The organism is Bradyrhizobium aeschynomenes, from assembly GCF_013178945.1.
GTDB classification, from domain to species: Bacteria; Pseudomonadota; Alphaproteobacteria; order Rhizobiales; family Xanthobacteraceae; genus Bradyrhizobium; species Bradyrhizobium aeschynomenes.
The window spans coordinates 340,119-359,717 of the sequence record NZ_JABFDM010000006.1 but is presented as its reverse complement, the minus strand read 5'-3'; the positions used below and the strand labels follow the sequence as shown (position 1 = coordinate 359,717).

General features: G+C 67.3%; 18 protein-coding genes. 9 read left to right on the top strand and 9 right to left on the bottom strand.

The annotated features are described in order from the left end of the window. Positions 1-4: 4 nt before the first annotated feature. From HL666_RS19790 to HL666_RS19765, 6 genes are all read right to left on the bottom strand, one after another. Complete coding sequence (locus tag HL666_RS19790) at positions 5-1,279, bottom strand: MFS transporter (RefSeq protein WP_172108455.1); 1,275 nt, start codon at positions 1,277-1,279, stop codon at positions 5-7. 42 nt (positions 1,280-1,321) lie between these two features. After that, positions 1,322-1,978 (bottom strand): hypothetical protein, encoded by a 657-nt coding sequence (locus tag HL666_RS19785; protein WP_172108457.1) that lies wholly within the window; start codon positions 1,976-1,978, stop codon positions 1,322-1,324. Positions 1,979-2,017: 39 nt separating this feature from the next. Further along, the gene (locus HL666_RS19780) at positions 2,018-2,719 is read right to left on the bottom strand and encodes an OB-fold nucleic acid binding domain-containing protein (RefSeq protein WP_172109766.1); all 702 of its coding nucleotides are present in this window, start codon (positions 2,717-2,719) and stop codon (positions 2,018-2,020) included. 114 nt (positions 2,720-2,833) lie between these two features. Beyond that, entirely contained in the window at positions 2,834-4,189 is a 1,356-nt protein-coding gene (locus tag HL666_RS19775; protein WP_172108459.1) for a sigma-54-dependent transcriptional regulator, read from the bottom strand. After that, the gene (locus HL666_RS19770) at positions 4,174-5,622 is read right to left on the bottom strand and encodes a sensor histidine kinase (protein WP_172183093.1); all 1,449 of its coding nucleotides are present in this window, start codon (positions 5,620-5,622) and stop codon (positions 4,174-4,176) included. The genes HL666_RS19775 and HL666_RS19770 overlap by 16 nt, the downstream gene beginning before the upstream one ends. Positions 5,623-5,750: 128 nt before the next feature. Further along, positions 5,751-8,219 carry a PAS domain-containing protein gene (locus HL666_RS19765; protein WP_172183091.1) on the bottom strand — a complete coding sequence of 823 codons (2,469 nt, stop codon included), beginning with the start codon at positions 8,217-8,219 and terminating at the stop codon, positions 5,751-5,753. Positions 8,220-8,445: 226 nt separating this feature from the next. Here HL666_RS19765 and HL666_RS19760 point away from each other — a divergent pair, with 226 nt between their 5' ends. The 5 genes from HL666_RS19760 (at position 8,446) to HL666_RS19740 (ending at position 13,334) form a co-directional block, all read left to right on the top strand. Further along, on the top strand, positions 8,446-9,570 hold the full coding sequence (locus HL666_RS19760; protein WP_172183089.1) for a zinc-binding metallopeptidase family protein: 1,125 nt from the start codon (positions 8,446-8,448) through the stop codon (positions 9,568-9,570). Between the two features lie 66 nt (positions 9,571-9,636). Further along, positions 9,637-9,852, top strand: a complete 216-nt coding sequence (locus tag HL666_RS19755) for a hypothetical protein (RefSeq protein ID WP_172108467.1) — start codon at positions 9,637-9,639, stop codon at positions 9,850-9,852. A 158-nt stretch (positions 9,853-10,010) separates the two neighbouring features. After that, a complete protein-coding gene (locus HL666_RS19750) occupies positions 10,011-12,026 on the top strand; it encodes an acetyl-CoA carboxylase biotin carboxylase subunit (protein WP_172183087.1) in 2,016 nt (671 codons plus the stop codon). A 142-nt stretch (positions 12,027-12,168) separates the two neighbouring features. Next, positions 12,169-13,035, top strand: a complete 867-nt coding sequence (locus HL666_RS19745; RefSeq protein WP_172183085.1) for an isocitrate lyase/PEP mutase family protein — start codon at positions 12,169-12,171, stop codon at positions 13,033-13,035. Next, positions 13,032-13,334 carry an acylphosphatase gene (locus tag HL666_RS19740; protein WP_172183083.1) on the top strand — a complete coding sequence of 101 codons (303 nt, stop codon included), beginning with the start codon at positions 13,032-13,034 and terminating at the stop codon, positions 13,332-13,334. Before HL666_RS19745 ends, HL666_RS19740 begins: the two co-directional genes overlap by 4 nt. A 22-nt stretch (positions 13,335-13,356) precedes the next feature. Here HL666_RS19740 and HL666_RS19735 read toward each other — a convergent pair whose 3' ends face one another. Then, on the bottom strand, positions 13,357-14,166 hold the full coding sequence (locus HL666_RS19735; RefSeq protein ID WP_172183081.1) for a class I SAM-dependent methyltransferase: 810 nt from the start codon (positions 14,164-14,166) through the stop codon (positions 13,357-13,359). A gap of 151 nt (positions 14,167-14,317) precedes the next feature. Between HL666_RS19735 and HL666_RS19730 the strand changes: the two genes are divergently transcribed. The 3 genes from HL666_RS19730 to HL666_RS19720 are packed head-to-tail and all read left to right on the top strand — an operon-like array spanning position 14,318 to position 16,999. Then, positions 14,318-14,887, top strand: a complete 570-nt coding sequence (locus HL666_RS19730) for a GbsR/MarR family transcriptional regulator (protein ID WP_172108477.1) — start codon at positions 14,318-14,320, stop codon at positions 14,885-14,887. Between the two features lie 19 nt (positions 14,888-14,906). Then, complete coding sequence (locus HL666_RS19725; RefSeq protein ID WP_172183079.1) at positions 14,907-15,566, top strand: DUF4166 domain-containing protein; 660 nt, start codon at positions 14,907-14,909, stop codon at positions 15,564-15,566. After that, positions 15,563-16,999, top strand: a complete 1,437-nt coding sequence (locus HL666_RS19720; protein ID WP_172183077.1) for a TIGR01777 family oxidoreductase — start codon at positions 15,563-15,565, stop codon at positions 16,997-16,999. Before HL666_RS19725 ends, HL666_RS19720 begins: the two co-directional genes overlap by 4 nt. 18 nt (positions 17,000-17,017) lie before the next feature. Here HL666_RS19720 and HL666_RS19715 read toward each other — a convergent pair whose 3' ends face one another. Both HL666_RS19715 and HL666_RS19710 read right to left on the bottom strand, forming a co-directional pair. Next, positions 17,018-18,079, bottom strand: coding sequence for an AraC-like ligand-binding domain-containing protein (locus HL666_RS19715; protein WP_172133206.1), 1,062 nt, complete (start codon positions 18,077-18,079; stop codon positions 17,018-17,020). A gap of 59 nt (positions 18,080-18,138) precedes the next feature. Further along, positions 18,139-18,996: a LysR family transcriptional regulator gene (locus HL666_RS19710; RefSeq protein ID WP_172183075.1), complete on the bottom strand. Its 858-nt coding sequence runs from the start codon at positions 18,994-18,996 to the stop codon at positions 18,139-18,141. A 111-nt stretch (positions 18,997-19,107) separates the two neighbouring features. Between HL666_RS19710 and HL666_RS19705 the strand changes: the two genes are divergently transcribed. After that, complete coding sequence (locus HL666_RS19705) at positions 19,108-19,506, top strand: tautomerase family protein (protein ID WP_172183073.1); 399 nt, start codon at positions 19,108-19,110, stop codon at positions 19,504-19,506. Positions 19,507-19,599: the final 93 nt, after the last annotated feature.

Below are 19,599 nucleotides of genomic sequence, written 5' to 3'. Positions count from 1 at the left end.
CAAATCATTCGGCGGGGATAGCGGGCGCGGCGGTCGCGTTCGGATGTGCGGCCTCCGTTCCACCGGTCTCCGGCAGCAGCAGCCAGCACACGACCACGGCGAGGGCAGCTGTCCCGCCCAGCGTGAGAAACGCGGCGCTGTAGCCGCCATGGACTACCACGAGTCCGGCCATTGCGGTGGAAAGTGCAGCGCCGATGCTCTGCGCCGTGATGACGGCGCCTTGCGCGACGTTGAACCTGCCGGTGCCGCGCATCAGGTCCGCGACGATCACCGGCATGATCGCGCCGAAGATGCCGGCGCCGACGCCGTCGAGCAGCTGTACGCCGACCAGCCAGGCCTTGTCGTCCGACAGCGTGTAGAGCACGGCGCGCAGCGGCAGGATCAGCAGCGCCGCCAGGAAGAAGCGCTTGTGGCCCCAGCGGTCGGCGCGGGCGCCGACCAGCAGCGCCATCGGCACCATCACGAGCTGCGCCGCCGCGATACAGGCCGACATCAGGCTCGTGCCGAGGTTCTTGTCCTGCAATGCGAGCTTCTGGCCGACCAACGGCAGCATCGCCGCATTGGCGAGGTGAAACAGCGCGACGCAGATCGCGAAGATGAGAAGGGGACGGCAGGTCAGGAGAATGCCGAGACCTGAAGGCTGCCCACCTTGTTCGCTCGCAGCGCCTTGTTTCTGATGCGACAGGCCGCGCGCCGCGTCGTGATCGATGGCGCGCTCGGGAATGGCGAGCACGCTGATCAGGCTGCCGGCCGACGTCACCGCCATCAGATAGAACACCGCCGATGGTCCGAGCGCATAGGCGGCCGCGCCGGCAATGACCGCGCCGACCGCGTTGCCCGCATGGTTGAAGGTCTCGTTGCGGCCGATCCGCGCCGTGAACGCGCGGGCTCCAACGATGCCGAGCGATACTGCGGCGATGGCCGGCGCGAAGATCACGCCGGCACCATTGGCGATGCTCTGCGAGACCGCAACCGGCCAGAAGCTCGACATCAGCGGCAGCGCCAATGACGATGCCGTGACGACGATCGCAGCCGCGATCATGATCATGCGCTTGGCCCTGACAGTATCGACCAGCGCGCCGGCCGGCGTCTGCGCGACGATGCCCGCGATCGTCGCCAAGGACATCACGACGCCGATCGAAGCCTCGTCCCATTTCTGCTCGGTGAGCAGATAGATCGCCAGATACGGGCCGAGGCCGTCGCGCACGTCGGCCAGGAAGAAATTGGCGGCGTCGAGCGCACGGCTCGCTCGGCGCGTGGTGGTCTCGTCCGGTGACATGCTCTCGGCCTCGGCTGCTCAATGCGTCATGGGTGCATGCGATCACGCGTGGGCGTGATCGTGCTTCGGTCCGTGCTTCCGCCCATGCTTGTGCTTCGACCCGTGCTTGGGACCCGGACCATGCTTGGGCTCGGGCTTGCCGTGCTTGAGCGGCGTGATCTCCTTCAGGCTCGGACCGGCCTCGCGGGCGTGGATGACGCGGCCGAAGCGCGTGTCGATGCCGTCGCCGCGGACCGCCAAGGTGGCCTTCGGCGCAAGCAGCTCGGCAATTTCGGTAGCCTCCTTCGGCCCGATCCTCACCACGGTGCCGTCCGTCAGCAGGGCCCCGCGCAGCTCGCCCTTGGGGCCGAATAGCGACAGCCGCACCGTGCCGTCGGCATCCCTCTTGTGAGCCTTGTGGTTGGGATGCTCACGCGCCTCGTCCGGTCCATGGTCGATGATCCGGCGTCCATTCGCGCCGGTCACCGCGACCGCGGACAGTAGCGCGGCGCCGCGCGGCCTGACCGCGTGCACGCCGACGGTATCGCCGGCCTTGATGTGGCGCGTGAGCTCTGTCTCCATATGCGGCGGGGTGTGAACGAGGACGTCCTCGTCGCTCGCGCGCATCACGAATCCGTCGACCTCGCCATGAGGATTGAGCACAAAGCGTTCGAGAACGCCGGTCACGGCTGGCAGGCTGTCAGGGTCGATCCAATGCATGTTTGTCTCCTCGGATGTGTTCGTCGAACTTGAAGGGCCTCAGCCGCGCGGCGGGGGCGGCGGCGGGCCGAGGCGATCGGGCCCGCCCTTCGGGCCGCGCGGCGGGCGCGGGCCTTCGATCTCGGTCAGCTGATCCGGCGAGGTGCCGATCGCCCTCACGTCGACGAGCTTGCCGAGCGCGGTCTCGAGCAGATCGCCGCGGACCGAGATGGTCTGCCCCGGACGCAGCGTGTCGGCGAGGCGTTCGGCCTCCGGCGGCGGCAGGCGGAGCGATGTGCCGTCCTCGAGGACCGCGCCGTTGACCTCGCCGCGCTTGCCATGCAGCAGCGTCGTGATCCGTCCGTTGACGGTCTGATCACTGCCGGGACGTCCGGGGCCATCGGGCGGGCCATTATCGACGACGCTCTTGCCGGTCGCGATGTTGGTGATCGCGGTCGCGTCGACCAGCGGCAGCGCGCGGGCGCGCAGGCCGCGGACGGACACCCCATCGCCGGGGCGGATCGCAAACACGATCTGCGGGGTCAGATGTGGCGGCAGCTTCACCTCGGTGCCGTCATTGAGGATCAGCCCGTCGACGTCACCGCGCGACGTCAGCGTGTACTGCTTGACGATGCCGCGCGTCTCGGGGAGCTGCGATGCATCCCATGTCGTGCCGGGCGCGGACAGCGGGGCCTGAGCGTCGGCGATGGAGGTGCCGATGCCTGCGGCGGCGAGGGCGAGCACGGTCACGATCGGCGTCATCTTTCGCGTCATCCTGGAACTCCTTGTCGAGGTTGGTGACGCGATTGGTTTCGCAACGGCCGTGCCAGTCGCCGAGCGACGAGAAATCAATGGGTTGCATGAGGATGCGAACGACTAGGCGTCGTCTTTTCCGACGGCGCCTGTCAGATTTCCTGACGCCTCTTCGCCGAGACCGTAGCGCTGCATCTTGGTGTAGAGCAGCTGCCGGTTGATGTTGAGCTGCCGCGCCGCCTCGGTGCGATTGCCGCCGCAGGCCGCGAGCGCGCGCCGGATGAGGCGTTCCTCCAGGCGGGCCACTGCTGCCGGGAGGTCGGTCGAGGGCTCGGTCTCCTCATCCCCTGGTGCCTCGGGGATGTCGATGTCATCCGCATCGACCAGCGCGCCGCGCGTCAGCACGCAGGCGCGTTCGATGACGTTGCGCAGCTCGCGCACATTGCCGGGCCAGGGCGCATGGGCGAGCTTGGCGCCCGCCGCTTTGCTCAGGTGCGGGCGTGCGCGGCCGTTCGTGGCCAGCGCGAGGAAATGATTGGCGAGCGGCAGGATGTCCTCCACGCGCTCGCGCAGCGGCGGCAGCTCGATCGGGATCACGTTCAGGCGATAATAGAGGTCTTCGCGGAAGGTGCCGCTTGCAACCAGCCCGGCGAGATCGCGGTGCGTCGCGGCGACGACCCGTGCCGCCACCTTGACCGGCTTGCCGCCGACCGGCGTGATGATGCGCTCCTGCAGGGCGCGCAGGATCTTCGCCTGCATGGGCTGCGGCATGTCGCCGATCTCATCGAGGAAGAGCGTGCCCGAGCCGGCGTCGCGGAAGGCGCCCGAGCGGTCGGAGCTCGCACCGGTGAAAGACCCCTTCACATGGCCGAACAATTCGCTTTCGAGCAGGTCCTGCGGGATGGCGGCGCAGTTGACGGCGATGAAGGGACTCGAGCTGCGACGGCTGTGGACGTGCAATGCACGTGCGACGAGCTCCTTGCCGGTGCCGGTCTCGCCGCGGATCATGATCGTCGCATCCGCATCGGCGGCAAGTCCGATCATCTTCTGCACCCGGCGCATCGCCTCGCTGGTGCCGATCAGGCCACCGTCATCCACGCTTTCCTTGTCCTGCTGCCGGCGTGGACGCGGCGGCAGCCGCTCGATCAACTCGCGCAGCGCGTCGCGGCCGATCGGCTTGACGAGATGGTCGAAGGCCCCGAGCCGCATCGCCTCGATGGTGTTCTCCGGGCTCGCATAGGCCGTCAGCACGATCACCGGCGGCGCATCGCCATCGGCGCGGATGCGGCGCAGGGTCTCGATGCCGTCGATCCCGGGCATGCGCAGATCGAGCAGGATGGCGTCGATCGCAGGCGAGAGCATGCCGATGGCCTCGCGGCCGGACATGGCTGTGAGCGCATCGTGACCGAGATCGGTCAACGTTTCCGCGAGACCGTCGCGCAGTGCGGCGTCGTCGTCGACGATCAGGATGGTTGACATGGCAAGGAAATCTCGAAGGCGGTGCCGTTGCTGCTCTGTCCGAGCCGCGCCTCGCCGCGATGGGCGCGCGCGATCTCGCGCACGATGGCGAGACCGAGGCCGGTGCCGTCGGCGCGGCTGCTGACGAACGGCTCGAACAGGCGATCCCTGATGCTGGCGTCGATGCCCGGCCCGCTGTCGGTGACGCGAAACAGAAGGCGTCCGTTGCCGATCTCGGCCGCAACCAGGATCTCGCCGCCGGCAGTGGTGCTCTGGACCGCGTTGATGATCAGGTTGTCGAGGGCGCGCTGCATCTGTGAAGGGTCGAAGCACGGGGCTCGTTCTGCGGCCGGCACGACGGTCCGGAGTTGCAGGCCGCGGCGCGCCGCAAGCTCGCGGTGCGTCTCGATCGTCGATTGCAGGAAGCTGGCGAGATCGACGGGGCGCGCCGCCGGCCGGCTGGCGTGAGTCATCGCGAGCAGATCGCGCAACAGTGCGTCGAGCCGCGCCACCTGCTGCAGGATGGCTTCGAGCGCGCTGCTCTTGCGGGCGGGGTCGGAGGAGGCGAGGGCGTTCTCGGCCTTCAGGCGCATCGCGGCGATCGGATTGCGGATCTCGTGGGCGAGGTTGGCCGAGAGACGTCCGACCGCCGCGAGTCGTTCGGCCGCCGCGGCCCGGCTGCGCTCGGCCGAGAGGCGATGACCGGCATCGTTCACGGCGTCGACGAGACGGTCGAGCTCGTGTGCGCCGGTATGGGGCAGATGCGGCAGATCGGCGGACATCGTCGCACCGCCGAGCGCCGTTTCGATCAGGGCGATGCGCCGTGACCATGAGACCAGGATCCAGCTCAGCCAGAGCGCCGATCCCAGCAGCGTCAGCGCCAGCACGAGCAACCCGGCAAGCAGATGCGTGTAGGCCGGACCTTCGGCCGTCGCGGCCCGCGTCATCGTCCAGGCGGTGATGTTCTCGAGTGGTCCGCGCAACGGGCAGCCATGGACGATCAAGGTTTGTGAGCGCCCCGCGGTCCTGATCGTATCCGGCCGGCCGCTGCGCTGGGTCTCGGCATTGACGCTTTGAATGACGCTGAGCTCGGCGGCCGGCAGGTCGGTCTTGGGTCCGGTGCCCTCATAGGTCGGATAGGCGTAAGCGAGCGAGCCGCTTCCGGCCTGCCAGATGCCGCCTTCGACGCCGGGCTTCGCCGTCAAGGCGGACTGCACGACGGCGAGCAGGTCCTGCTTGAGCCTGTCGTCGACCGGCGCGCCCCGCCAGCCGGAGACGAAGAATTGATAGCGGTCGGCGATGTCGCGGCAGCCGCTGATGACCAGATCCTGCGCACGCGCCACGCGGGCATTCGTCGACTGCTGAAAGGATTCGACCAGCAGATAAGCGGTTGCCGCGCCCGAAACTGCCAGCATGAGCCAGAGCGCCGACAGCCGCGAGCGAAGGGAGCGCATCGAATGGTCCGCACTGACTTGGGATGGCTGAGCATGCATCGCAAATGCGCGGGACGCTGATTGCTGCAGCTCGTTCGCGGAACAGAACGCCCGATCGGCAATGTTGGTTCCCGCGGCCGCATGCGGGGTCAGCGCGGCAGCGGTGCCTTCTCCGCCATCGCCTTGCGCAGGATGCGCGACAGCGACTCCACCGAATAGGGCTTCTTGATCAGCTCGAAGCCATGATGGGCATTCTCCGCCAGAACGTGGCTGTAGCCGGAGGTGAGTACGACCGGCAGGCCGGGGTAGCGTTCGCGGATGATGCCGGCGAGCTCGAGGCCGTTGATGCCGGGCATGATCACGTCGGAGAAGACGAGATCGACGGCGAACTCGTTGTCGGCCAGGATCGCCAGGGCGTCCTGGCCATTGGCGACGCGGCGCGTGACATAGCCGAGGTCCTCGAGCAGCTCGGTCGAGAACTGCCCGACCTCGTCATTGTCCTCGACCACCAGCACGCGGTAGCCGCGACCGATGGTGGCCGGCTCGATGCGGGCCAAGCTCGCATCCGGGCCGGTCTGCGGCGCCGATGCCTGCGGCAGATAGATCGTGAAGCTCGCGCCATGGCCCAGCCTGCTATCCACGGCGATGTCGCCTTCCGACTGCTTGGCGAAGCCGAACGCCTGGCTGAGGCCGAGGCCGGTGCCTTTGCCCACTTCCTTCGTGGTGAAGAACGGTTCGAAGATCGCGTTGAGATGCTGAGGCGCGATGCCGCCTCCGGTGTCGGCGACCGAAATGGCGATGAAGGCGCCGGGTCGCGCGCTCTGGCCGCGCAACGCGGGGATGGCCTCGGTGCTCTGCACGCTGATCGTCAGCCGTCCTTCGCCGTTCATGGCGTCGCGCGCGTTCACCGCGAGGTTGATCAGGGCGGTCTGGAATTGCGCGACGTCGGCCAGGGTGAACAGGCTGCTGTCGGGGACGGCAAGCTGGATCTGGATGCGGCTGCCGACGAGCGGGCGGATCAGCTGCACCACGCTGTCGACCTGCTCGCCGACATTGAACACCTGCGGGGTCAATGGCTGCCGCCGCGCGAACGCCAGCAGTTGCGCCGTCAGCTTCGAGGCGCGCTCGACCGTCTCGGAGATGGCGTCGACATAGCGCCTGCGCCGCTCCTCCGGCAGATCGCGGCGGCGCAGGAAATCCGTCGCCGAGCGAATGATCGTCAGCAGATTGTTGAAGTCGTGCGCCACGCCGCCGGTGAGCTGGCCGACAGCCTCCATCTTCTGCGACTGGCGCAGCAGCTCCTCGCCCTGGATGCGCTCGGTGATGTCGACGGCCTCGGCCACGGCGCCCATGATCGCATCGTGCTGGTCGAGCAGAGGCCGCATCGACAGCTCGAAATGCCGCTCGCCGCTGGCGAAATCCAGCCGCACCTCGGTGCTGAAGCTGTCCCCCTCGAGTACGCGCGCAAACGCCTTGCGCACCATCTCCGTCACACCTGGGGTCTGGGTGAACCACGGCGCCTCCCACAGCCTGACGCCGATCACGTCGACGTCGCCGGCGCGCATGCCGGCGAGCGCGATGCGGTTCGCATGGGTGACGCGGCCCTCGATGTCCAGAATGCCCTGGTACTGATTGCTGGTGTCGAAGATCGCGCGCATGCGCGCCTCGTTGGCCGCGAGCTGGGCGGTGCGCTCCCGGATGCGCTCCTCCAGGGTCTCGTTGAGGCGGCGGAGCTCGATCTCAGCCTGCTTGGCGGCCGTCACGTCGTGGGCGACGCCGATGAAGCCGATGTGCTTGCCGTTCGCATCCCAGCGCGGTTGCGATTCCGAACGCAGCCAGCGCCATTGTCCATCGGCACGGCGATAGCGCGCTTCGAGGAAGAACGGCTTCAGCGAGCACTCGCCCGATTGCTGCTGCGCGAGGATGCGCGGCAGGTCCTCGGGATGCAGCGCCTTGCGCCAGTCGAAGGCGAGGGCCTCCTCGGCGGACACGCCGAGGAAATCGACATAGGCGCGATTGACGAAGGAGCGGGTGCGATCGAGCTTCGTTACCCAGATCGGCACCGGCGCGCTGTCGGCAATCAGCCGGAAGCGCTGCTCGCTTTCGCGCAGCTTGGCCTGCGCGAGCATCTGGTCGGTGACGTCGATATGCGCTCCCACCAGGCGGATCGCGCGGCCGTTCCAGTCGCGCTCGATGCGCGCAATGACGCGGATCCAGCGGATCTCGCCATCGCTGGGACGGATGATGCGGTATTCGGTGGTGTAGTCCTCCTGCTTGCTCTTGACCGCAGCGATGAAGTCCTGCTCGGCCTTGACGCGATCGTCAGGGTGGACCCGCTTGACCCAATCTTCGTGCGTCTCGTTGGCCGCCTCGGGCGGCAGGCCGTGAATGATCAGATATTCGGGCGAGCGGCGGTTGCGAAAGCCTTCACGCAGATCGACCTCGACGCCGCCGACCCGCGCGATGCGCTGGATCCGCGCCAGCTCCGCCTCGCGCTCCTGCAGGGCCCGATAGGCCTGGTCGCGGTCGCGTGCGATCTCCTCGATGTGCTGCCGCAGCTCGATTGCGCCGGTGGCCTCGGGAAGCGCGTCGTGTCTGGGCGCATCCGCGCTGCTCATGCTGACCTGCACTGGGTGGACGAACGGTCGCCGCAGGATTCCACTGCGGCTGTTCGGAAGCGTGGCGACATTAGGGTCACGAAAAGCAAACTGGCCAGCGATTGAGGCAGGCAAACGCCTGCATGACGGGAACGCCGGGGCAGATAAAAAGTTCCGCATCCCCGGAACGGACTGTTACTGTCGCGCGTCGTCAGGCGCTGAACAATGCAACGCGTAGGTCCTCCCCGTGAAGCTCTTCGTCTGCCAGGCCTGCAAGAACATCCTGCATTTCGAGAATCGCAGCTGCGGCCGCTGCGGCCACCAGCTCGCGTTCATGCCGGAGCGGCAGACCCTGTCGGCGATCGAGCCGGTCGGTGAGGGCTTTCGGACGCTGGCGGATGGGGGCGAGGGGCGATTCTTCTGCGCCAATGCCGAGCACGACGCCTGCAACTGGCTGCTGGAGGCCGGTGAGACCGCCGGGTTTTGTCGCGCCTGCCGTCACAACGGCACCATTCCCAATCTGTCGGATGCGGTGCAGCTGGCCGGCTGGCGCGAGCTGGAGGTGGCCAAGCACCGGCTGTTCTATTCCCTGATCCGCTGGCAGCTGCCGGTCAAAACCCGGACAGAGGATCCTCAGCACGGGCTGATCTTCAACTTCCTGGCCGATGATCCCGCCGGCCAGCAAAAGGTTCTGACCGGCCACGACAACGGGCTGATCACCATCGCGCTGGCCGAGGCCGACGAGTTCGAGCGCGAGCGGCGCCGGCTGGAGATGGACGAGCCGTACCGGACGCTGCTCGGTCATTTCCGCCACGAGGTCGGGCACTATTTCTGGGACGTGCTGGTCCGCGACGCCGGCAGGCTCGACGACTGCCGCGCCGTGTTCGGCGACGACAGCCTGGATTATGGCGAGGCGCTCAAGCGTCACTACGATGCGGGCGCGCCGCCGGACTGGCAGGACAACTACGTCTCGGCCTATGCGACCACCCATCCGTGGGAGGACTTCGCCGAGACCTGGGCGCATTATCTGCACATCGTCGACACGCTGGAGATGGCCTCCGAATTCGGCATCGAGATCGATCCGCCGGCCGATCAGATCGGCGGGCTGACCGCGCGTGTTACGTTCGATCCCTATGTCGCCGAGGATTTCGACACGATCGTCCATGCCTGGCTGCCCTTCACCTTCGCCATGAACAGCGTCGCCCGGGCGATGGGCGCGCGCGACCTCTATCCCTTCATCCTGACGCCTCCGGTCATCGCCAAGCTCGCTTTCATTCACGAGCTGGTGCGCGAGGGGGGGCCGGACAAGCAGGCAGCACTGGCGCCGGAGATTGAGCCGCAGCAGGACCAGGAGGAGGTCGGGGCGGCGTGATCAGCCTTGACTCGAGAGAACATAATGTGAACATGGGGCGACTTGAGCGAGGATCGCCATCACGCCATGCCGTCTGAATTGCATGCCAAAGCCGGGGAGCCCGCCGATGGCGCACTCGATGAAGCCGTGGATCAGGCGATCGCAGCCTGCGGTGGTGACCTCAGGGCGACCATTCGCGCGCTGATTGTTGCAAATGATTATCTCGAGACCGAGGTCACCGAGCTGATGAAGGCGGTCTCCCACGCCTATGCGCGAGGACGTTTCCACAGCTATTCCGGGTGACGGGAGAGCTGGTCTCTGGCATGCCTGCGAGATGCGCAGGGATCGCACCGACAGGCGGGTTGCGCGCGGGCGATTTTGCTATAGACGAACCGCGGAGCTCGCGGTGGTCGCGCCTGTGCCGTGAGCGGGGAGCCCGCCCAAAGGTATCAAGAAAAAACATGTTCAAGACCATTCTGATCGCGAACCGCGGCGAGATCGCCTGCCGGGTCATCAAGACCGCCCGCCGCATGGGAATCAGGACCGTTGCGGTCTATTCGGAAGCCGATCGTGACGCGCTGCATGTCGAGATGGCCGACGATGCCGTGCTGATCGGGCCGCCGGCCGCCGCCGAGAGCTATCTCCTCATCGACCGCATCGTCGAGGCCTGCAAGAAGACCGGCGCCGAGGCGGTGCATCCCGGCTATGGCTTCCTGTCCGAGCGCGAGGCATTCCCGCGCGCGCTGGCCGAGGCCGGCATCGTCTTCATCGGCCCCAATCCCGGTGCCATCGCCGCGATGGGCGACAAGATCGAATCGAAGAAGGCTGCGGCCAAGGCCAAGGTCTCGACCGTGCCCGGCTTCCTTGGCGTCATCGAGGACGACAAGCACGCCGTGCGCATTGCCGACGAGATCGGTTATCCTGTCATGATCAAGGCTTCCGCCGGCGGCGGCGGCAAGGGCATGCGCATTGCGCACTCGACCGCGGAGGTGGCGGAAGGCTTCAATCTCGCCAAGGCCGAGGCGAAGGCCTCGTTCGGCGACGACCGGGTCTTCGTCGAGAAGTTCATCGTCGATCCGCGCCACATCGAGATCCAGGTGCTCGGCGACAAGCATGGCAACGTGATCTATCTCGGCGAGCGCGAATGCTCGATCCAGCGCCGTAACCAGAAGGTCATCGAGGAGGCGCCGTCGCCGCTGCTCGACGAGGAGACACGGCGCAAGATGGGCGAGCAGGCGGTCGCGCTCGCCAAGGCCGTGAACTACGATTCCGCGGGCACCGTCGAGTTCGTCGCCGGCCAGGACAAGAGCTTCTACTTCCTGGAGATGAACACGCGCCTCCAGGTCGAGCATCCCGTGACCGAACTCGTCACCGGAATCGACCTCGTCGAACAGATGATCCGCGTCGCTGCCGGCGAGAAGCTCGCGCTGGCGCAGAAGGATGTCAGCCTGACCGGCTGGGCGGTAGAATCGCGCGTCTATGCCGAGGACCCGTTCCGCAGCTTCCTGCCGTCCATCGGCCGCCTGGTGAAGTATCGCCCGCCGGCGGAGAGCAAGGCGGATGGCATCACCGTGCGCAACGACACCGGCGTGCAGGAGGGCGGCGAGATCTCGATCTACTACGATCCGATGATCGCCAAGCTCGTCACCCACGCGCCGTCGCGCGCCGCGGCGATCGAGGCGCAGTCGACCGCGCTCGATGCGTTCTACGTCGATGGCATCCGCCACAACATCCCGTTCCTGTCGGCGCTGATGAACCATCCGCGCTGGCGCGAAGGGCGGCTGTCGACCGGCTTCATCGCCGAGGAGTTTCCCAAGGGCTTTGCCGCACGTGCGCCGGAAGGCGAGATCGCGCGACGGCTGGCGGCGGTGGGGGCTGCGATCGATCACGTGCTCGGCGAGCGCAAGCGGCAGATCTCGCAGCAGATGATCGGCCGTCCGGTGAAGCGCCAGGGCCGCCGCGCGGTGTGGCTCGGCCGCGACGAGATCCTGCTCGACATCACCAGGGATCATGGCGCGATCACGGTCCGCTTCGTCGCCGCCGACGGCAAGGTCGGTCCGGCGCATCAGCTCGTGTCCGATTGGAAGCCGGGTGACGCGGTGTGGCACGGCACCATCGACGGCGCTGAGATCGCCGTGCAGACGCGCCCGATCCCGAATGGCATGCGGCTTGCGCATCAGGGTGTCGAAGCTCCCGTCTATGTCTACACCGAAGCCGAGGCGGCGGCGGCGCGGCTGATGCCGGTCGTCACCGCCGGCGATAGCGGCAAGAAGCTGCTGTGCCCGATGCCCGGCCTCGTGGTCTCGATCGCCGTGACCGAAGGGCAGGAGGTCAAGGCCGGCGAGACCTTGGCCGTGGTCGAGGCCATGAAGATGCAGAACGTGCTGCGCGCCGAGCAGGACGGCACCGTGAAGAAGGTCCACGCCTCGGCGGGAGCGACGCTGGCCGTCGACGCGCTGATCCTGGAGTTCGCGTAAGTCTAACCGTCGTCCTTGCGAGCGCAGCGACGCAATCCAGGGCTCGGCGGATGACTCTGGATTGCTTCGTCGCGGAGCCCGTCACCGGTCGTGCTTTGCGCAGACCGGTTGGCTCCTTGCAATGACGAGAGAGGAGCCTGGGATGACCTTCCGTGCACGTCGAGAAGCGTTACGCTCCATCCTTGCCGGCGACCGCTGCATCCATCCCGGCTCGGTCCACGACGCGATCTCGATCCGCATCGCCGAGGATCTCGGCTTCGAGCTCGGCATGTTCGGCGGCTCGGCCGCGTCGCTTGCCGTGCTCGGCGATCCCGACATTGCGCTGATTACGCTCACCGAACTCGCCGAGCAGATGCGGCGGATGTCGCGCGCCGCGGCGCTGCCGGTGCTGGTCGATGCCGATCACGGCTATGGCAATGCGATGAACGTGCGGCGCACCGTGCAGGAGCTGGAAGCCGCGGGGGCCGCCGGTGTCACCATCGAGGATACGCTGCTGCCGCAGGCGTTCGGTGCGGCCAAGCCGCAGCTGATCTCGCTGGATGAAGGAGTCGGCAAGATCAAGGCTGCGCTTCTCGGCCGCAGCGATCCCTCGCTGGTCGTCCTGGGGCGGACCGGCGCCGTCGCCATCACCTCGCTCGATGACGCGATTGCGCGGGCCAAGGCCTACGAGGCATGCGGCGTCGACGGACTGTTCTTCACCGGCATCACCGCGCGCGCTCAGCTCGATGCGATCGCCGCAGCGACCACGTTGCCGATCGTGCTCGGCGGCGCGCCGAAGGAGATGTCCGACCTCGGCTATCTCGCCGCACGCCGCGTTCGCGTCGCGCTGCAGGGCCATGCTCCGATCGCTGCGGCGACACAGGCGGTCTACGAGACGCTGAAGGCGCTGCGCGAGGGTGCCTCGCCGGAGCAGCTGAAGGGGCTGCCGTCCGCCGAGTTGACTGCGCGTGTCATGCGCGACGCCGACGTCAAGACGCGTCTGCGCGATTTTCTGGGGCTCGGATCATGAGCAATCGCGCGATCGTTCACGTCACGGTGCGCGGCCGCGTCCAGGGCGTCGGCTATCGCGCCTGGGTCGAGGATCAGGCCATCCTGAACGGCCTCGAAGGCTGGGTCCGCAACCGGGCCGACGGCAGTGTCGAGGCGGTATTCGCCGGTCCTGCCGATGATGTCGCGGCGATGGTCTCAGCCTGTCGCAAGGGACCTCCGGCGGCGCGAGTTGATGATGTGATCGACGCGGCAGGGACGGCCGATCAGATTAAGCTGCGCCGGTCCGGCGAGTCGTTCTCGGTGCTGCCGACCTCTTAGCCGTTCGCACGGAACGCGCCGCTCAGGCGGCCGAAATCACCAGCGCCTGAATCGCCCCCTCGATCGGACCGGCTCCGAACCGTCGTTCGAGCGCCTCCGCGACCGCCTGTGTCGCGGCCTCGAGTCCCGGCGTCCCGCGCGCCTCGATCTCGCCGCGCATCGGCGTGCCCTGGCAGAATGCCATCGCCGGCTCATGCGCCGAGGCCGCGCGGCTGCGATGGGTGACCGTCTCGATCACGATGTCGGCGAAGCCGGCCGCGGTCAGATCGGCCTTGATCCGCTCGGTGTCGTAGTAGCCGTGCGGCGTACGCGTGAAGAACTGCGGCGGATCATCGGGAAACAGCTGCTGCAGCGTCTCATGGACCACGTGGGGAAAGGCGTTGTCCTCGATCCGGTCCCAGACGTTGAAGACGAAACGGCCCCCCGGTCGCAGGGCGCGGCGCGCTTCGGCATAACCTTTGACGCGGTCGGGAAAGAACATCGCGCCGAACTGGCACACGATCACATCGAAGCTCCGATCGGCAAAGGGCAGCGCCAACGCATCGGCCTGCTGCCATCGGACACGAGCGGCGCCGGCGAGATGCGTTCTCGCCTGCATCAGCATCGGCTCGTTGAGATCGGTCGCCGTGATGGGAACGTCGGGCGGCAGCTTCGCATGCAGCGCCCTCGTGACGATGCCCGTTCCGGCAGCCGTCTCCAGGACATCTCGTGGCTGCCGAGCGCCGATGCGCTGCGCGAGGTCCTGTGCATAGGACGCGAAGATCAGCGGAACCAGCAATCGATCGTAGATCTGCGCAATCGATCCGGTGAAGGCCTTGTCGGACGCCGTCATGGCTTGCTCCTGTTCCAGAAGGGCAGGGGGCGATCAGGCGGTCAGCGCGTTGCGGCGGCTTTGCGCCCTCTTCTTGCGTCTTGCCGATCGCCTGCCCGGTTCACCCCGGATGGCTCTTGACATTCACTCTCGCCAGTCAGATATTTCTGTCATGACAGAAATAACAGGTAAAAAGAAACTTCCGCCCGCGGTCGAACGCTTCATCCTCAACTGGGGCGACATGGGCGACCAGTGGGGCGTGAACCGCTCGGTGAGCCAGATCCACGGCCTGCTGTATCTCTCGGAGAAGCCGATGACAGCGGAGGACATCGCCGACACGCTCGGCATGGCGCGCTCCAACGTGTCGAACTCGCTGAAGGAGCTGCTGGCCTGGGATCTCATCAGGCGCGTGCCGATCCTCGGCGACCGCCGCGATCATTTCGAGGCCGAGACCGACATCTGGGAGGTCGCGCAGCGCATCGCCGCCGGCCGCAAGCAGCGCGAGATCGACCCTGCCATCGCGGCGCTGCGCGCCTGCGTGGCGGAGGCGACCGGCGATCCCACGATCAGCGCCGTCGCAGCCAAGCGGCTGAAGGACATGCTGGCGTTCACCGAGCTGGTCGACCGCTGGTACGCGCAGATGCTGAGGGTGCCGAGGCCGCGCCTGGTGGCGCTGATCAAGCTCGGCGAGAAGGTCGCAAACCTGCTGCCGTTAGGACGATCCCGGTCCGGCAGCGATTAGATCGAGTGGAGGGTGCGTCATGATCAGCCTGCGGCATCTCGGAGCTTCAGCTCCGTCCACGATAAGGCTCCATGACGACCACCGGTTTCGCGCGCTGCTGTCGCCCGAGGATTGGGGGCGACTGCCGGTGTCGATCTGGCGCCGCTTCTCCAAGCGTCTCCTCGACGGCGCGACGGTGGTCTATGTCGGCGAGATCGACCGGGCCGAGCTCAGCCGTGCCGGCTTCTGGTTCGCGCAAGCCGCGCGGCTGATCGGCGGGCCGCTGCCGACGAGCGCAAGTCTCGGCGTGCCGATGATCGTCGCCGTGACGGAGGATGCCGCGAGCGGCGGGCAGATCTGGACCCGCATCTGCGGTCGTCCGCACGGCTTTCCGCAGGTGATCCATTCGGCCAAGCGCTTCGCCGGCCCCACCGGGCTCGAGGAATATCTCGGCTGGGGCCTGAGCATGAGCCTGCGTGTCTGTGTGGCGGATGGCGCGCTCGTCTTCCACAGCGCCGGCTACACCTTCGCCTTTGCCGGCCGGCGCTGGCCGCTGCCGTCCTGGCTCACGCCCGGCAATCTCACCGTCACCCATTCCGATCTCGGCGGCGGCGCCTTTCGCTTCGCGCTCGAGATCGTCCATCCGCGCTTTGGCCGGCTCATCCGCCAGAGCGCAACATTCCGGGAGTCCGCGCCATGACGCCGCTGCTGTGGTCCCTGATTGCCGTTCAGGTCGTGATGGGCGTGTTCGACACCTTCTATCATCACGAGTTCACCGAGCGCCTGGCGTGGCGGCCGTCGCAGCGGAGCGAGCTCAGGCTGCACGGGGCGCGCAATCTGCTCTATGCGCTGCTGTTCGCCACGCTCGGCTGGTGCGAAGTGCACGGAATTTTTGCGCTGTTCGTGCTCGCGGTGCTGGTCGCCGAGATTGCGATCACCCTGACCGATTTCGTCGAGGAGGACCTGACGCGCAAGCTGCCGCCGAGCGAGCGCATCAACCACACGCTGCTCGCCATCAACTACGGCGCCATCCTGATGCTGCTGGTGCCGCTCCTCATCGGCTGGGCGATGCGGCCTTCGGCGATCGTGCCGGCCTTTGCAGGCCTGCTGAGCTGGATTGCCGCCGCGGCCGCAATCGGCGCGGCTCTGTGCGGTTTGCGCGATTTCACCGCGGCGCGGCGGCTTGCGCGGATGTCGCTGCCTGATGCAGGCGTGCTGGTCGCGGCGCTGCCGCCGGCGCAGACCATTCTCGTCACCGGCGCCACTGGCTTCATCGGCGCGCGGCTGGTGGCGAGTCTGACGGCGGCCGGCCATCACGTGATCGCCCTGGTGCGCGATCCGGGCAGGGCGGCTGCTCTGCCGTCGCCGCTGACCCTGGTCACCCGTCTGGACCAGCTTGCCTCCGACACCCGCATCGACGCCATCGTCAATCTCGCCGGCGAGCCGATCGGCAACGCCGTCTGGACCACCGCGAAGCGCGCGGCGATCCTGCAGTCGCGGCTGACGACCACCGATGCCGTCGTTGCCCTGATCGCGCGGCTCGACCACAGGCCGAAGGTGCTGGTCAACGGCTCGGCGATCGGCTGGTACGGCCTGTGGCAGGACCAGCCGCTGACGGAAACGGCCAAGTCGCACGACTGCTTCAGCCACGACCTGTGCGAGGCCTGGGAGCAGGCGGCCTGTCGCGCCGAGTCGCATGGCGTGCGTGTCGCGCTGCTGCGCATCGGTCTCGTCGTCGGCCGCGACGGCGGCTTCCTGTCGCGCATGCTGACGCCGTTCGAGTTCGGCCTCGGCGGCCCGCTCGGCTCCGGCCGGCAATGGATGTCCTGGATCGAGCGGGACGACCTGATCAGGCTGATCGCGCATGTGATTGCGACCGACGCCATCGCGGGCCCCGTCAACGCGACCGCACCGCTGCCGGTGCGGAACGTCACGTTCACGGCCGAGCTGGCGCGCTGCCTGCGGCGCCCGGCGCTTTTGCGCGTTCCGGCCGGCCTGCTGCGCCGGATCGGCGGCGACTTCGCCGAGGAGCTGCTGCTCGGCGGTCAGCGCGTGGTGCCCAACAAGGCGCTGTCGAGCGGCTTCGTCTTTCGCCACCAGAACCTGCGCAGTGCGCTCGAGGCCATCCTGTGAGAAGCAGGGGATGCCAGATCACGACCGCGCGGCGCGCGCGATCGTCGTCGACGGCAACTCGCCGAACGTGGCGCGGTAGTAGCGCGCGAAGTGACCGGCATTGGCGAAGTTGCAGGCGGCAGCCGCCGTCGCCACCGTCACCGCCGGATCGCCCGAGCGCAGCATCTCATGGGCGCGGCGCAGGCGGACCGACTTTGCAAAGGCGATCGGCGAATAGCCGCGGACGCGCTCGAACAGGCGGAAGATCGAGCGGGCGCTGACGCCGGCCTCGCGCGCGAGGCGCTCGATCGTGATCGGCTCGCGCCAATGAGCCTCGATGTAATCCTCGAGCCGCTTCACGAGCCCGAACTCGGGCAGCGGAGCGGGGTCGACGAGCATGTCGTGGAAGCGATGGCGGCTGGCGCAGAGGAAGGCGACGTGGACCGCATCCTCCAGCTCGCGATAGACCGCGGCCGGGAAGGCGGAGTCCTGCGTGTTGAGTTGGGTCGCCAGGAAGTCGAGCAGCCGCAGCAGGCTGCGGGCCTGCGGCTCGGCAGCCGGAATGGCTGGGTCGATGGCAAAATCGGCGCGCGGCTGCACGCCGACCAGCGCCGTCAGCCGCCGCCGCAGCGCCTGTGGATCGAGCCGCAAGGTGAGCCGTTGATGACCGCCCTGACAGGCCATCTGCCAGGGGACACCTGCTGCCGCCACCGCGAATTGATGCTCGTTGACGTCGGTCGCCTCACCCCCGACGCAGCTGACCGCGCGGCCTTTGAGCGCCATCTGGACCCTGATGAAATCGGCCGGCCGATGGTCGGAAACCATGTCGCAGGTCGTGGTACCGTAGGCGAGGCCGATCGTCTCGAGCTCGATCAGATTGACGACGGCCTCGAAGCGCTCGGCATTTCGAAAGTCGACGCGCTCAGCGCCGAGCCGGCGGCCCGCGAGGTCGCGCAAAACGTCGGCATTGGAGGTTCGAAGCAGCGCGTGACGGTGCAGTGGCTCGACGCCGCCCGATGCAAGGCCGAGTGTGCCCGTCGTTGCCGGGCCCGGCTTGGGGGAAGCGCTGACGATGTCAGCTGCGGTCAAGAGACGGTTCAAGCCGCTGCTCCTGAGCTCCGATCATTAACACATGCTACATCACCGCCGGTCGACGTCAATTACTTCGAGGCCGACGCACTTCGGAATGCCGCGGCCAATGCACGCAACGCGGTTCGTTTGGCGGAGTCACCGACATTGGCGTGGAGGACGACCTTCGAGCGCGCGAGCTTCGGCAGGCCAAGCGCGGATCCGATCTCGACGAGACTGGCCGGCGCGATTCGGCGCGCCAATGGCGCGATCGCGAGGCCGGCCTGCGCTGCGGCGGTGACGGCTGCAACGCCGCCGCCGACGAATGCCTCTGCATAGGGCAGTCTGGCCTTGTCGAGGGCGCGGATCGCAATGGCACGCACGCCGCAGGGCGCGGCCAGCACCGCGAGCGGTAACGGACCGCCTGCGGGCGCGCGAAACCGCGGGCTGGCGAACCAACCGAAATCGTCGTCGGCCAAGGTCTCGCCGCCGCGGCGGGACGCCTCCTGCCGCACGATGACCGCATCGAGCGAGCCTGCATCATAACGATCGAGCAGGTCGCGCGAGAGCCCGATGCCGACGGACAGTGTCAGCTCCAACGTCATGGCCTGAAATTTCTGCAGCATCGGCACCAGCTCTGGGCCGGCGGCATGATCGCTGATGCCGAGCGACAGACGCGGGCGGATCTTCGGCGCTGCCGTCAGCGCGAGATCGTGCGCGGCCACCAGCGCGCGGGCGTTGTCGATGAAGGCCGCACCGTCCGCGCTCAGCCGCACCGCTCGCGGCGACCGCTCCAGCAGGCGTTTTCCCAACGCGGCTTCCAACCGTTGCAGCTTCAGGCTGATCGCGGCCTGCGTGGTCCCCAGCGCTTCGGCCGTTCGCGTGAAGCTCTCCAGGTCGGAGACCAGGAGGAAGGCGCGGACGGCGGCGATGTCGAGCGTGGTTTGCATTAGATATGCTTATCATTGATATCAATAGCGATAGCATATCGAAATGACGGGGGCGACGCTAGTTTCTTTGGCGTGCGGCGGCGTCGCCGCCTCATTGGAAGGAGCTTTCTCATGCCTCTGATCAACATCGTCTATGCCAGCCAGCGTCACGCGCCGTCGCTGAAGAAGGACATCGCAGCCGCCATTACCGCACTGACGGCAGGCATCCTGCACAAGGATCCCAAAGTCACGGCAGTCATTGTCTCCGAAGCCGATCCGGCGGACTGGTTCGCCGGCGGTGCCTCGCTCGCGGAGCAGGAGCTCGCCAGCTACTGGATCGACGTCCACGTGACGGAAGGTACAAACACCAAGGACGAAAAGGCCGCCTATCTTGACGCGGTGTTCGCGCGCATGGCCGAACTGATCGGCCCGCTGCATCATGAGACCTATCTGCATGTCGACGAGGTCAAGGCGGATGCCTACGGCTTCGGCGGACTGAGCCAGGAGCACCGCTACCATCATCGTCATTGATCTCACGACCATCGCCGCCGTGTTCGCGACATGGCGGGGCGGCGGGCTTGATCACGATCTCCCGCAGAAGCGGCTCGATCGGCAGGTCGGTCC